The following is a 14,301-nucleotide window of genomic DNA, read 5'->3' as shown; positions in this document are numbered from 1 at the left end:
AGACAGCGCACGACAGTTGCGCCAGAAACAGACAGATACATTGGGGCTTGGCGGCAAGGTCATGATCGGCATCAGCGGCAGGCTGACGATGTGGCGCGGCGCGCTGCTCGGATCGGTGTCATTGATCGCGCTGGCCTCCGCGACCGAGGCGCAGGCCGCCTGCCAGGGCATGAGCGGCACTGTGGCCACGTCAAGCAGCATCCTGTGCGATGCCGCCAACCCGGCCGGCGGACGCCTTGATGCGACGGGTTTCTCAGGCGATCTCACGGTCACGGTCAACGCCGGCGCCGGCATTACCGGCGGCGCGACCGCGAACAGCTCCGGCAACCTCACTTTCAATCACAACGACCCCGCCGGCATCACGGCATCATCCTTTTACGACGGCATCGGCCTCTTAGCCCAAGGTACGATCACCTACACGGGATCGGCCGACGTCACCGCCAACGGGTACGCGATCAATGCCCGGGCGGGCAGCGGTCCGGCCTACATTACACAGACCGCCGGCACGATCACGGGCGGCACCGGCATCGACGTTGTGGGCAGCGGACCGAACGCCAGCGTCAACATCAACACGGTCGGAAGCCGGGTCGTGGCGGCTGGTATCGGAATCTACGTTCTGACCGACGGCAGCCAATCCGACGTCACGATCGCGACAGGCGCAGTCAGCGGGGACGCAACCAATAGCAACAGCGCAATCTTCGTCCGGATGGGACAGAGCCTTGATACTGCGCGCAATCTTTCCGTCACGACCAATGGCGCAGTCGTCGGCGGCATCTATCTCCAGAACGGGGGCGTCGGTACCGTCGACCTCACCACCAATGCGAGCGTTGCGGGGGGCATCAACCTCGAGGCCAACAATCTGGCCAACGCCAGCGCTTTCACGGTGAAGCTCAATCAGGATGTCAGTGGCAACGTCAGCTTGCAGAACACCGGCTCCGGCACCACGACGGTCCGAACGCACGGCATCACGGGCGGGACGCTGTCCGTTTACGCCACCGGCGGCGTCAACAACAGCCTCGTTGTGGACGGCAATATTGCCAGAGGAAACGGTCCCGATGCGTACTTTTTCGGCGCGCTGGCATCCGTCGGTTTCTCCGCCGCCGGCGGCAGCAACACCGCGACCTTCAATGGCGATCTTTCCGGAACCTTCGACACCAGGACTTCCACCTTTCATACGCGAGGTGGCAGTGTCTCCGGCCTTTACGCCGGGCTGGGAAGCACATCCAGTGACGGCTCGGCGGCACTGAACGCCAACGGATCGATTACGGTCACTGGCATGTCACGGCCCGGCGACGCCGCAAACGTGGCTGGAGCGAGCCTGTCAGCCTCCGGCGTGGCTCCGGTCGATTTCAATCTGCACGGCGCGGTGGCGGCAACGTCGATCAGCGACACCGCGTCGAAGGTCGTCGGCATCAGCGCGGTACAAAACAATCTGGGCACGATGCGGTTGACGGCCGACGGCGCCGTGACGGCCACCGCGGTCGGCACCGGCAGCACCGCCACCGGAATCAGCGCCTCAGGCACCAGCTTTACTCCGACCTTCATCAACACCGGCTCGCTCACCGTTCGCGCCAATGGCGACGTGACCGCGGCCTCGGACGGCGCCGCGACCGGCATCACGCTGAGCCGCGGCGACACCAGATACTCCGTCTTGACCGCGGGGCTCGGCGGCATCGATCTCGTCAGCAAGGGGACCGTGAGCGCCACCTCGACCAGCGCAGCGGCGATCGGCATCAGCGGCGTCATCGCCAACGGCGCCGACAATTCCGTAACGCTGGCGCTGCGCGCCGAAGGCAATGTCATTGCGAACGGCACGGCCGCCGGAAGCTACGGTATCTTCGCCCAGCGCGACGGTCTCGGCGACATCAGGATCGACGCGCTCGCCGGCGTGCAGAGCTCAGGCGTCGGCATTGCCGCATCGCGCTCGACACCGGGCAACATCTTCATCACGACCGGGACATCAGTCACCGGCACCACCGGCATCACGACATCGGGCGGCACCACGACGCTGGTCGCCAACGGCACCATCACCGGCACCGGCGGCACCGCGGTCCAGTTCGGCGGCACCAACGACGTGCTGCAAATGCAGTCCGGCGCCGCGTTCATCGGCAACGTCGTCGGCACCGGGACCAGCATCCTGCAATTCGGCGGGACGACCGCGACGAGCTTCGACCCGTCGAAGCTCGGTAGCGGCGCACAATTCTCGGGCTTCGCCAGTCTTGCGTTCCTGGCCGGTTCGAGCTGGAGCTTCACCGGCAACTCGAACTTTGCCGGGTCCGTCAACGTCGACAGCGTGTTCATCCTCAACGGCGCGATGCCGAACGCCAACGTCACCGTCGGCCCCTCCGGCACACTCGGCGGCAACGGCACCATCGGCAACACCATCATCAGCGGCACGCTGTCGCCCGGCAATTCGCCCGGCACCATCACGATGGCGAGCCTGACCATGACCGCGGCGGCGACCTATCTGGTGCAGGTCACCAACACGATCAGCGACAAGGTGAACGTGACCGGCGCGGCCAACATCGCCGGCAATGTCATTGTGCAGCCGCTCGAACGGATCACGAAGAAGACCACCTACACGATCGTCAACGCGGGAACGCTGAGCGGCACCTTCGGCTCGGCAAGCCTGTTGCTCGCGAACAACCTCGCGCGCAATCCGGTGCTGAGCTATATCGGCAACGACGTGCTGCTGTCGGTCGATCCGGGCCTGCTCTCGCCGATCCTGCCGGCCAACGCCGGCGTCAATCACAGGAGCGTCGCGGGTGCGATCGACAACGGCCTGCTCGGCAGTGCCAATCTCTCCAACGCGTTCAGCGCGATCTTCAACCTGTCGGGCGACAATCTCCTGAACGGCCTGACCCAGCTCTCCGGCGAGAGCGCCGCCGGTTCGCAGCAGACCACGTTCAACGCCATGAACCAGTTCATGGGCACGATGCTCGATCCCTTCCTCGACGGTCGCGGCGCGACGGCGATGCCGGCCGGCACTAGGGCTTACGCTGACGACAATTCGCTGGCCTACGCCGGCCGTCATCCGACCAGCGATGCCTATGCCGCGATTGCCCACAAGGCGCCGATTGCGCAGGGCTACGGTCCGCGCTGGAGCGTGTGGGCCGCGGCGTATGGCGGCTCACAGACCACTGACGGCAACGGCGCGCTGGGCTCGAACAACACGACAAGCCAGGTGGTCGGCACCGCCATCGGCGCCGACTACCGCTTCTCTCCGAACACGATCGCAGGCTTCGCGCTCGCTGGCGGCGGCACCAATTTCGGCGTCGCCAATAGCGGCGGCGGCCGCTCCGACCTGTTCCAGGCCGGCGCCTTCGCTCGCCACGATGTCGGCGCAGCCTACCTTGCCGGCGCACTCGCCTATGGCTGGCAAGACGTCACCACCGATCGCACCGTGATGGTCGGGAGCGTCGACCACCTCCGCGCCGAGTTCAACGCCAACGCCTGGTCGGGCCGCGGCGAAGGTGGCTATCGCTTCGTCACGCCATGGATCGGCGTCGTCGGCCTGACGCCCTATGTCGCCGGTCAGTTCACGACGTTCCAGCTGCCGGGCTATGCTGAACAGGCCGTCGTCGGCGCCAACACCTTCGCGCTCGCCTACAACGCGAAGAGCGTCACCGACAGCCGCAGCGAGCTCGGCCTGCGCGCCGACAAATCCTTCGCGCTCTCCAGCGCTATTCTGACGCTGCGCGGCCGCGCCGCCTGGGCGCATGATTTCAACCCCGACCGCACGGTCGCCGCGACATTCCAGACCCTGCCCGGTGCGAGCTTCGTCGTGAGCGGCGCGGCCCAGGCCGCCGACTCAGCCCTCACTACGGCCTCCGCCGAGCTGAAATGGAGCAACGGCTGGTCGGCGCTCGCAAGCTTCGAGGGCGAGTTCTCCAAGGTGACCCGCTCCTACGCCGGCAAGGGCGCCGTCCGTTACGCGTGGTAGAGCCATCCCGACCCGTGGCCGGGCCTGCTGCGAGCGCGCGTCTGCGTGATTTCGGAATATTAGAAGAATGTCCGTGAGTTGCCCGACGTGTCAACCAGCCCGGTCGAACGCCGGCCACCGCCGCCAGCTACTTTGCATGGGGTTGTTTTCGATATTTTGGCAACGCGCCTCCCCCGAAAAGGCGGCGCAGGCCTCCGCCGGCGCCTCGTCATCGGATCCGTGAGTGGCGATTCATTTGACCGCCAAATGACGGAAATGACGGTTATTTTGGCGAAAACGTTAAGCTTTTTCGGCCATCCGGCTGGTTCCAAGATTGACTTTACCGCTTTCGCCCCTATGTTGCGGGCAACGCGGCCCTCGGATCGAAACGCGATTCGTCAGGTTTGCCGTCCGTCAGCGTTAGTCAGAGCCCCCGAGCTTTATCAAAAAGCGAGCCGTTTCGGGGCCGAACGCGACAGCCTTTTACCTGCGATGCCGAACGGCGGTTTCGACCAGAGGCTCAATGTCTTTTTCCAATCTAGGCCTGTCCGATAAGGTCCTCGCCGCAGTTGCGGCCACCGGTTACACCACCCCCACTCCCATCCAGGAACAGGCAATACCGCACGTCCTCGCCCGGCGCGACGTCCTCGGCATTGCCCAGACCGGCACCGGCAAGACCGCTGCCTTCGTTCTCCCGATGCTCACCCTCCTCGAGAAGGGCCGCGCGCGGGCACGGATGCCGCGCACGCTGATCCTCGAGCCGACCCGCGAGCTTGCCGCGCAGGTCAAGGAGCAGTTCGATAAATACGGCGCCGGTCAGAAATTGAACGTGGCGCTGCTGATCGGCGGCGTCTCGTTCGGCGACCAGGACTCCAAGCTGATGCGCGGCGTCGACGTCCTGATCGCAACGCCCGGCCGGTTGCTCGACCACACCGAACGCGGCGGATTGCTGCTCACCGGGGTGGAGCTGCTGGTGATCGACGAAGCCGACCGCATGCTCGACATGGGCTTCATCCCCGACATCGAGCGCATCTGCAAGCTCGTCCCGTTCACGCGGCAGACCCTGTTCTTCACCGCGACGATGCCCCCGGAGATCAGCCGCATCACCGAGGCCTTCCTGCACAATCCTGCCCGGATCGAAGTCTCCAAACCCGCAACGACCGCCGTCACCGTGACGCAATTGCAGGTCCCCGCCGGTCGCGAAGCGCATGACAAGCGCGAGATCCTCCGCCGCCTGCTGCGCGATGCCAAGGATCTCAACAACGCGATTATCTTCTGCAATCGCAAGCGTGAAGTCGCAGTTCTTCACAAGTCGCTGCAGAAGCACGGCTTCAGTGTCGGCGCCCTGCACGGCGATATGGATCAATCCGCCCGCACGGCCGCGCTGGATCAATTCCGCAAGGGCGAGATTCCGCTGCTGGTCGCCTCCGACGTCGCCGCCCGCGGCCTCGATATTCCCGCGGTGAGCCACGTCTTCAATTTCGACGTGCCGCACCATCCCGATGACTACGTCCACCGCATCGGCCGTACCGGCCGCGCCGGGCGCACCGGGACTGCGATCTCCATCGTCACCTCGCTCGATAGCAAGTCGATGACTGCGATCGAGAAGCTGATCGGCCAGCCGATCCCGCGCGCCGAGGGCGACTACACCGTTCACAGCGAGGCCTCCGACGAGGACGCCTCGCCGCGCCGCTCGCGTGGCCGCGAAGGTTCGCGCGATGGCGCCCGCGGCGGCCGCAAGCCGCGGCGTGAACGCGAGCCGCGTCACGGTGAACGCGAAACGCGTCACGGTGAACGCGAAGCGGGTCATGGCGAGCGCGAGCCCCGTCACGACCAAGAGCCCCGCCGGGAGCGTGCAGCCAAGCCGGAGCGCGAGCCGCGCCAGGGCCGCAACACGTCGCCGCAGGCCGCCCCGTCGCATGTGCCGTCGATCGGGCGTGCCGAGCCGCGGCGGACGCAGCGCGAAGTGGATCACGAGCCCGCCGATCACTCGCACCTGCCCGCCTTCCTGCTGCGGCCTGTGCGCGCACGCGCGTAAGGCTTGCTCTGATGCCGCCGCGCCAGCGGCGGTCGTCCGGGAAATCTGTGTTGTCGCCGACGACCGACGCACGCGCCGGTCCGCCGCGTTTAAAGCAAATGCACGCAGTTTCCGCATCGCAATGGCAAGCCAGCGAAAGGCGTCCGAAAGCCGCGCTCGATCCGCGACGGAATCGGGCTCGTACGACGATAGTCGCGGCCAAATTCCCGTAGTTCCACTGTTTACCTTGCCTTCACTCTCGTCCCGTACCCTCGCGCCAATAATTTAGTCATTGCTGCCGGGCATGACCGGCATTGCGTGCATTGAGGACGTAACAGTGGTCAAGCTGCTGGACGAACACGAACGTACGTTGGCTTTTGCCGAAGTCGCGCTTGGTCAGATCCGCTCACTTCGCCAGACCGCAGTCCCCCGCAACTATGAAATCTGGTACGTCTACGCGACCGGATACAACGCACCGCTCAACAAGGTCGTCAACGAGACGCTGGCGCGGAGCGGCAAGCTCAGCGAATCCGATCTCGAGCAGATCTACGAAACCTATCTCTCGCACATTAAGACCTCGGACCGCATCGACAAGGTCGGCGCACGGGTCATCGGCGAGATCGATGCCGTCATGAAGCTGATCACCGACGCGCTCGGTGTGTCGGCCACATACGATGCAAGCCTTGTCGGTGCCACCAGCAAGCTTGCCACCGCGACCACCCGCGATCACATCAAGGTCATCATCGACAGCCTCGCCAAATCGACGCGCGAGATGCGCGAGACCAATCAGGCACTGGAGAACCGGCTCGCGCTGTCGAAGTCGGAAATCAGCGACCTGCAACACAGCCTCGAGGCGATCCGCGCCGAGAGCCTGACCGATCCGCTCACCGGCCTCGGCAACCGCAAATATTTCGACCGCTCGATCGACATGGCGGTGCAGACTGCGCTGGCCAGCGGCGAACCGCTGTCGCTGCTGATGTTCGACATCGATCACTTCAAGTCGTTCAACGATTCCTACGGTCACCTCACCGGCGACCAGGTGCTGCGGCTGGTGGCGCAGTCGCTGAAGCAGAACATCAAGGGCCAGGACATCACCGCCCGCTACGGCGGCGAGGAATTCGCTGTCGTGCTGCCCAACACCGCGCTGCGCCAGGCGCTGACGGTCGCCGACCACATCCGCCGTGCCGTGATGGCCAAGGAGCTGAAGAAGAAGTCGACCGGCGAGATCCTCGGCCGCGTCACGATTTCGGTCGGCGTCTCCATGCTGAAGCCGGCCGACGACACGGACTCCCTGATCGAACGCGCCGACGCCTGCCTCTATGCCGCCAAGCGCGCCGGCCGCAACCGCGTGATCTGCGAGGCCGATCCGGAATACAGCGCCGAGACGCAGACCCGCGTGGCGTGACCTCTTACCGTCCGTTGAGACGCGCGCAATGCGCGCTGTTCAGGATGAGCCCTTCCGCTTTACCCGTCTCTTCTGAGCCTTGGACGGCTTCGCAGCCGCTTTCCTCGCCGCGGCCTTCTTGCCCGCGCTCTTCTTCGCAGCAGCCTTCTTCACCGGCGTCTTCGACTTTCCCGCAGCGGCCCGTTTCCTCGGCCGCTTGCGCAGCGCGGCGCGCTGGGCGGCACTGAGCGCCGAGCGCGCCCAGACCGCAAGCTCCTCGACATCGTCGAACAGCCGCGCCGGCAGCTGCCAGTAGGAGTTCACCGTGACGGTCTTCGAGCTCGTCTGGTACTGGAACGGCTTGGAGCCTTCGGCCTCGAATTGCGGGATGGTCTGCTCGTCGGCACGGAAGTAGAGCCCGGCACGCAAGGCGAGCGCAAAGTTGGTGCCGTCAGCGGAGATGCCGTAGCCGGAGAACATCCGGCGCAGCGTGACCGGGCCGAAATCGACGAACAGGTCGGTGAGAAATTCACGGTCCATGTGCCCATCGCCCCGCTTTGCGCGCTCAGGGAAAGAGCGCGTTTCCATCCACGTCATTGCGAGCGAAGCGAAGCAATCCATCCAACCGCACACGCGGACCCGTGGATTGCTTCGTCGCTATCGCTCCTCGCAATGACGCCGGATGGAATTGGTGGTTGCGCCGCAGAGACCAGCGTTCCCTTGATCGTCTAGACCGTGGCCGGCTTGAGCTGCACCGATTCGCCGCAACCGCAGGCCGAGACCTGGTTCGGGTTGTTGAACACGAACTGGGCCTGCATCCTGTCGGCCACGTAGTCCATCTCGGTGCCGAGCAGGAACAGCACCGCCTTCGGATCGACCAGGATCTTCACACCCTTGTCCTCGACGACTTCGTCGGTCGGACGGATCTCGTGGGCGTATTCGACGGTGTAGGATTGTCCGGCGCAACCGCCGTTCTTGATGCCGACGCGCAGCCCGACGATCTCCGAGTCGGCGCGCTTGGTCAGCTCGGTGATCCGTTCCGCCGCGGCATCGGTCAGCTTCATGACCTGCGGGCGCGGCCGCTTCGGCTTGGCTGGGGTTGGTGAAGCTTGCGTCATGTCACTCATGTGGTCAGTCCCAGCGGCAAATCAATTGCCGGTCTTCTTGAGCCTAAGTCTAATCCCCTAACGCATCACCACATATTGAGGACGAGGCGCGCCTCGTCCGACATCCGGTCCGGCGTCCAGGCCGGATCCCACACCAGATTGACGCTCACGACGCCGACGCCGGGAACGCTGGCAACCGCGTTTTCCACCATCTGCGGCAGCTCGCCGGCAGCCGGGCAGTTCGGCGTGGTCAGCGTCATCAGGATGTCGACCGAGCGGTCATCCTTGAGATCGACCTTGTAGATCAGGCCGAGCTCATAGATATCGGCCGGGATTTCCGGGTCGAACACCGTCTTCAGCGCCGCGACGATCTCGCCGCTCATGCGCTCGGTTTCCTCTGCGGGCAGTGCCGAGGTGGTTTCCATGGAGGCCGTCTTGACTTCGGCTGTATCGGTCATGCGAACAATTCCCGCGCCTTGATCAGCGCCTGCGCCAGCTGGTCGACTTCTTCCCTTGTATTATACATCCCGAAGGATGCGCGGCAGGTGGCCGTCACGTTGAACCGCTCTAAAAGCGGCATCACGCAATGCGTGCCGGCGCGCACCGCAATGCCCTGGCGGTCGATCACGGTCGCGACGTCGTGGGGATGCGCGCCCTTCATCTCGAAGGAGATCACCGGACCCTTGTTGCGGGCGGTTCCGATCATGCGCAGCGAGTTGATCTCGCGCAGGCGGTCCTGCGCATAGGTGAGCAGATCATGCTCGTGCGCGGCGATCCGCTCCTTGCCGATCGAATTGACGTAGTCGATCGCAGCACCGAGCCCGATCGCCTCGACGATCGGCGGTGTGCCGGCCTCGAACTTGTGCGGCGGATCGCCATAGGTGACCCAGTCCTTGGCGACTTCACGGATCATCTCGCCGCCGCCGTTGAACGGCCGCATCGCCACCAGATGCTCGTGCTTGGCATAGAGCGCGCCGATTCCGGTCGGCCCGTACACCTTGTGGCCGGTGAAGGCATAGAAATCGCAATCGAGATCCTGGACGTCGATCGGCAGATGCACCGCGCCCTGCGCGCCGTCGACCAGCACCGGAATGCCGCGGGCATGCGCCAGCCGGATCACGTCCTTGACCGGAACCAGCGTGCCGAGCGCGTTCGACATCTGCGTGATCGCGACGATCTTGGTGCGGGCGGTGAGGAGCTTCTCGAACTCCTCGATCAGGAAGTTGCCTTCGTCGTCGACCGGCGCCCACTTGATCACGGCACCATGGCGCTCCCTGAGGAAATGCCACGGCACGATGTTGGAGTGGTGCTCCATGATCGAGAGGACGATCTCGTCGCCCTCCTTGATGTTCACCCCGCCCCAGGACGACGCCACGAGGTTGATCGCCTCGGTGACGTTGCGGGTGAAGACGATTTCTTCATTGCGGCGGGCATTGATGAACTGCGCGACCTTGCCGCGGGCGCCTTCATAGGCCTCCGTCGCGGCATTGGCGAGGTAATGCAGGCCGCGATGCACGTTGGCGTATTCGCTCTTGTAGGCTTCGGTCATGCGATCGAGCACCGCATTCGGCTTCTGCGCCGAGGCTGCGTTGTCGAGATAGACCAGCGGCTTGCCATAGACCTGCATGGCGAGCGCCGGAAAATCCTGCCGCACCAAAGCGACGTCGTAAGAACCGTTGGCGACCGCCTTGTGCATGCTCACGCCCTCGCCTCCAGCCAGCGCTGCGCGGTGGCAATTGCGACATCGCGTAACGCGTCGCTGACGATGGTCTCGATCGCCTCGCCGACGAAGGCCTGGATCAGCAGCGCCTGCGCTTCCTTCTCGGGCAGTCCGCGAGCGCGCATGTAGAACAGCAGGCTCTCGTCGAGCGCGCCGGTGGTCGCACCGTGGCCGCAGGTGACGTCGTCGGCGAAGATCTCGAGCTCCGGCTTGTTGTCGGCCTCCGCGTCGTCGGACAGCAGCAGCGCACGGGTCATCATCTTGGCGTCGGTCTTTTGCGCATCCGGACGGACGATGATGCGGCCCTGGAACACGCTATGGGCGCGGTCGTCGACGACGGCACGGAAGATCTCGCGGCTCGCGCAATGCGGCACCGCGTGATCCAGGAACAGCGTAGTGTCGGCGTGCTGCTTGCCGTTGATCAGATTGACGCCGTTGGTCTCGACCTTCGAGCCCTCGCCAGCACAGGTCACGGTCAACTGGTAACGGCTGACATGACCGCCCGAGGTCAGACCGAACGTGTTGAAATGGGCGTGCGCGCCGAGCGTCACCGTCGCCGAGGAGATGTTGAAGGCATCGACGCTGTCTTCGACCAGACGCACGTGATCGAGCCGCGCATTGTCGCCGATCGCAACGATCAGCCCGTCATGGGTCTGGTAGGCCTTGGCGCCCTCGCCGGCGAGATAGCTCTCGACCAGCGTCACACCGGTATCGCGGCCGAGCCGCAGCAGCGAGCGCGTGAACATCGCGACCGGCGCCGTGCCCGATGCGACATGGACGATGTGCAGCGGCCGGGTCAGCACCGTGCCGTCGGCGATGTCGATGACGACGCCATCGGTCGCCATCGCGCCGTTCAGCGCGATCATCGGATTGGAGATGTCGGACGCAAAGGCCTGCGCAGAGAGAGCAGCATCGCCGGCGTCGAGCACCTCGCGCAGCGGGCGGACGCTGAGGCCCTTCTCCAGGCTGCCCAGATCGGACAGGTCAGCCGCGAACGCGCCGTCGACCAGCACCAAGCGGCGCACGCCATCGATCGCCCGCAGCTTGATCGCGGCCGTGGCGCGATCCAATGCAGCGGCATCCGGCGCAGGCGCCAGCGGCAGCACCTCGCGCATCAGCGCGCGCAGGTCGGTGTATTTCCAGTCCTCGATCCGGCGATGCGGCAGGCCTGACCGTTCATACGCCTCGAACGCCTGCTGGCGCTGATCGGCGATCTTGCCCTTGCCCGGAAGACGGTCGCGCACGACGGCGAATGCATCGCCCAGCGCGCGCCCGGTCTCGGTCTTTGCGACAACGTTCATCTGAGAACCCGTTCTTATCAGGCAGCGTCTTCGAACTGCGCGTAACCGGACTCTTCCAGCTCCAGCGCCAGTTCCTTGCCGCCGCTCTTCACCACCCGGCCCTTCGACATCACGTGCACGACATCGGGCACGATGTAGTTGAGCAGCCGCTGGTAGTGAGTGATCACGACCATCGCGCGCTCCGGCGAGCGCAACGCGTTGACGCCGTCGGCCGCAATCCGCAGCGCGTCGATGTCGAGGCCGGAATCCATTTCGTCGAGGATGCAGACGGCCGGCTCGAACAGCGCCATCTGCAGAATCTCGTTGCGCTTCTTCTCACCGCCGGAGAAGCCGACATTGACGCCGCGCTTCAGCATGTCCTGCGGAATGTTCAGCGACTTGGCGACCTCGCGGACCTTCTTGAGGAAGGCCGGCGACGAAATCTCGTCCTCGCCGCGCGCCTTGCGCTGGGCGTTGAGCGCCGCGTGCAGGAAGTTCCAGGTGGTCACGCCGGGGATCTCGACCGGATACTGGAACGCCAGGAACACGCCCTTGGCGGCGCGCTCGTTGGGCGCCATCTCCAGCAGGTCTTCACCCTTGAACAGGATCTGGCCGCCGGTGACTTCATAGCCGGGCTTGCCGGCGATGACATGGGAGAGCGTCGATTTGCCGGAGCCGTTCGGCCCCATGATCGCGTGCACCTGGCCCGGGTTCACCGTGAGCGACAGCCCGTGGAGGATCTCACGTTCCTCGACACGAACCTGCAGATCTTTCACTTCAAGTAGAGACATCTGATTTTTCCTGAGCATCACCCGCAAGGCGCGCGTTGGCCGCGCCTCAGCAGGATGGATTAGCCAACCGAACCTTCAAGGCTGATCGAGATCAGCTTCTGCGCTTCCACCGCGAACTCCATCGGCAGTTGCTGCAGCACGTCCTTCACGAAGCCGTTGACGACGAGGCCGACGGCTTCTTCCTGCGAGAGACCGCGCTGGATGCAGTAGAACAGCACGTCCTCGGAAATCTTCGACGTCGTCGCTTCATGCTCGAACGTCGCCGAGGAATTCTTGGCCTCGACATAGGGCACGGTGTGCGCGCCGCATTTGTCGCCGATCAGCAGCGAGTCGCAGGCGGTGTAGTTGCGCGCGCCGGTGGCTTTCCGGTGCGCGCTGACCAGGCCGCGATAGGTGTTCTGCGACTTGCCGGCGGCGATGCCCTTGGAGATGATCCGGCTCGACGTGTTCTTGCCGAGGTGGATCATCTTGGTGCCGCTATCGACCTGCTGGAAGCCGTTCGAGATCGCGATCGAGTAGAACTCGCCGCTCGAATTGTCGCCGCGCAGGATGCAGCTCGGATACTTCCAGGTGATCGCCGAACCGGTCTCGACCTGGGTCCAGGAGATCTTCGAATTCCGGCCGCGGCAATCGCCACGCTTGGTGACGAAATTGTAGATGCCGCCCTTGCCCTCGGAATTGCCGGGATACCAGTTCTGCACCGTCGAATACTTGATCTCGGCGTCGTCGAGCGTGACGAGCTCGACCACGGCGGCATGCAGCTGGTTCTCGTCGCGCTGCGGCGCGGTGCAGCCTTCGAGATAGGAGACGTAGGAGCCCTTGTCGGCGATGATCAGCGTGCGCTCGAACTGGCCGGTGTTGCGCTCGTTGATGCGGAAATAGGTCGACAACTCCATCGGGCAGCGCACGCCCGGCGGCACGTAGACGAACGAGCCGTCAGAGAACACCGCCGAATTCAGCGTCGCGAAATAGTTGTCGGACGTCGGCACCACGGTGCCGAGATATTTCTGCACCAGCTCGGGATGCTCGCGGATCGCTTCCGAGATCGGCATGAAGATTACGCCGGCCGCCTTCAGCTCCTTCTGGAAGGTGGTCGCAACCGACACCGAATCGAACACGGCATCGACCGCAATCTTGCGGCTCGGCGACGGCGGTCCGCCGGGCGGCGGCTCGACGCCCTCGAGGATCGCGACCTCGCGCAGGGGGATGCCGAGCTTCTCGTAGGTCTTGAGGATCTCAGGATCGATCTCGTCGATCGAGGACAGCGTCTTCTTCGGCTTCGGCGCCGCGTAGTAGTAGATGTCCTGATAGTCGATCTTGGGATAGTCGACGCGCGCCCAGGTCGGCTCGGTCATGGTCAGCCAGCGGCGATACGCCTCGAGGCGCCACTCCAGCATCCAGGCCGGTTCATTCTTCTTTGCGGAGATGAAGCGGACGGTGTCTTCCGACAGGCCCTTCGGGGCCTTGTCGGACTCGATCTGCGTCTCAAACCCATATCGATACTGGTCGACGTCGATGCGCCGGACGCGCTCGACCGTCTCTTGTACAGCAGGCATTCAATCCTCCGCTCGCGGTTTCAAGGACCGCGGTGGATCTCAAGTTCAGAAAATCTCTTACGATGCTTTGAACACGAAATCACTGGCTTAGAACAGTTCAAGCTGTGTTTCGTCGTCCCCCCTTAACTAGGGTATCAGCGAGCTTTCGCCAAGCCTTGAGGGTCAAATCCACGTCTGTCTCCGTGGTAGACCAGCCAAGACTGAGCCGCACCGCTCCCTGGGACACCTCCGGACGGTATCCCATTGCCTCCAACACGTGGGATGGCTGGACCTTGCCCGACGAACAGGCGGAACCGGAGGAGACCGCGATTCCCCCGAGGTCGAACCCGATCACCGCCGTTTCGGCCTTCACGCCGGGCGCGGTGAAGAGAACGGTATTCGGCAACCGCTTGACGTCGTCAGAGAACACCAGCACGTCCGGCGTCTGCCGCAAGCCGTGCTCTAGCCGGTCGCGCAGGCCCCTGACGCGGGCGGCGTCGGCCTTCAGCGCCACCATCGCGGCCTTCGCGGCCGCGCCGAAGCCTG

11 protein-coding genes are annotated in these 14,301 nt (G+C 64.5%); 3 read left to right on the top strand and 8 right to left on the bottom strand.

The genetic code is table 11. The features are described 5' to 3' along the window. Positions 1-61: 61 nt before the first annotated feature. The 3 genes from H8A95_RS16655 (at position 62) to H8A95_RS16645 (ending at position 7,344) form a co-directional block, all read left to right on the top strand. On the top strand, positions 62-3,943 hold the full coding sequence (locus tag H8A95_RS16655) for an autotransporter domain-containing protein (RefSeq protein WP_229184097.1): 3,882 nt from the start codon (positions 62-64) through the stop codon (positions 3,941-3,943). A 502-nt stretch (positions 3,944-4,445) separates the two neighbouring features. Beyond that, positions 4,446-5,960: a DEAD/DEAH box helicase gene (locus H8A95_RS16650; protein ID WP_229184096.1), complete on the top strand. Its 1,515-nt coding sequence runs from the start codon at positions 4,446-4,448 to the stop codon at positions 5,958-5,960. Positions 5,961-6,276: 316 nt separating this feature from the next. After that, positions 6,277-7,344 carry a GGDEF domain-containing protein gene (locus H8A95_RS16645; RefSeq protein ID WP_229184095.1) on the top strand — a complete coding sequence of 356 codons (1,068 nt, stop codon included), beginning with the start codon at positions 6,277-6,279 and terminating at the stop codon, positions 7,342-7,344. Positions 7,345-7,383: 39 nt separating this feature from the next. Here the strand turns inward: H8A95_RS16645 and H8A95_RS16640 are convergent, their stop codons facing one another. The 8 genes from H8A95_RS16640 to H8A95_RS16605 all read right to left on the bottom strand — a co-directional run. Continuing rightward, positions 7,384-7,863 carry a TfoX/Sxy family protein gene (locus H8A95_RS16640; protein ID WP_229184094.1) on the bottom strand — a complete coding sequence of 160 codons (480 nt, stop codon included), beginning with the start codon at positions 7,861-7,863 and terminating at the stop codon, positions 7,384-7,386. A 188-nt stretch (positions 7,864-8,051) separates the two neighbouring features. Continuing rightward, positions 8,052-8,441 carry a HesB/IscA family protein gene (locus H8A95_RS16635; RefSeq protein WP_194461416.1) on the bottom strand — a complete coding sequence of 130 codons (390 nt, stop codon included), beginning with the start codon at positions 8,439-8,441 and terminating at the stop codon, positions 8,052-8,054. A 74-nt stretch (positions 8,442-8,515) separates the two neighbouring features. After that, the gene (locus tag H8A95_RS16630; RefSeq protein ID WP_229184093.1) at positions 8,516-8,887 is read right to left on the bottom strand and encodes an SUF system Fe-S cluster assembly protein; all 372 of its coding nucleotides are present in this window, start codon (positions 8,885-8,887) and stop codon (positions 8,516-8,518) included. Beyond that, the gene (locus H8A95_RS16625) at positions 8,884-10,131 is read right to left on the bottom strand and encodes a cysteine desulfurase (protein WP_229184092.1); all 1,248 of its coding nucleotides are present in this window, start codon (positions 10,129-10,131) and stop codon (positions 8,884-8,886) included. The genes H8A95_RS16630 and H8A95_RS16625 overlap by 4 nt, the downstream gene beginning before the upstream one ends. Beyond that, complete coding sequence (sufD, locus tag H8A95_RS16620; protein ID WP_229184091.1) at positions 10,128-11,450, bottom strand: Fe-S cluster assembly protein SufD; 1,323 nt, start codon at positions 11,448-11,450, stop codon at positions 10,128-10,130. Before sufD ends, H8A95_RS16625 begins: the two co-directional genes overlap by 4 nt. A gap of 17 nt (positions 11,451-11,467) precedes the next feature. Beyond that, positions 11,468-12,220 carry a Fe-S cluster assembly ATPase SufC gene (gene sufC, locus H8A95_RS16615; RefSeq protein ID WP_163158648.1) on the bottom strand — a complete coding sequence of 251 codons (753 nt, stop codon included), beginning with the start codon at positions 12,218-12,220 and terminating at the stop codon, positions 11,468-11,470. A gap of 59 nt (positions 12,221-12,279) precedes the next feature. Continuing rightward, positions 12,280-13,776, bottom strand: coding sequence for a Fe-S cluster assembly protein SufB (gene sufB, locus H8A95_RS16610; RefSeq protein WP_163158646.1), 1,497 nt, complete (start codon positions 13,774-13,776; stop codon positions 12,280-12,282). A 97-nt stretch (positions 13,777-13,873) separates the two neighbouring features. Further along, a partial coding sequence (locus H8A95_RS16605) for an aminotransferase class V-fold PLP-dependent enzyme (RefSeq protein WP_229184090.1) occupies positions 13,874-14,301 on the bottom strand: 428 nt, incomplete at its 5' end.

The organism is Bradyrhizobium oropedii (assembly GCF_020889685.1).
Lineage (GTDB): Bacteria > Pseudomonadota > Alphaproteobacteria > Rhizobiales > Xanthobacteraceae > Bradyrhizobium > Bradyrhizobium oropedii.
This window is presented reverse-complemented; position numbering and strand designations above follow the sequence as displayed.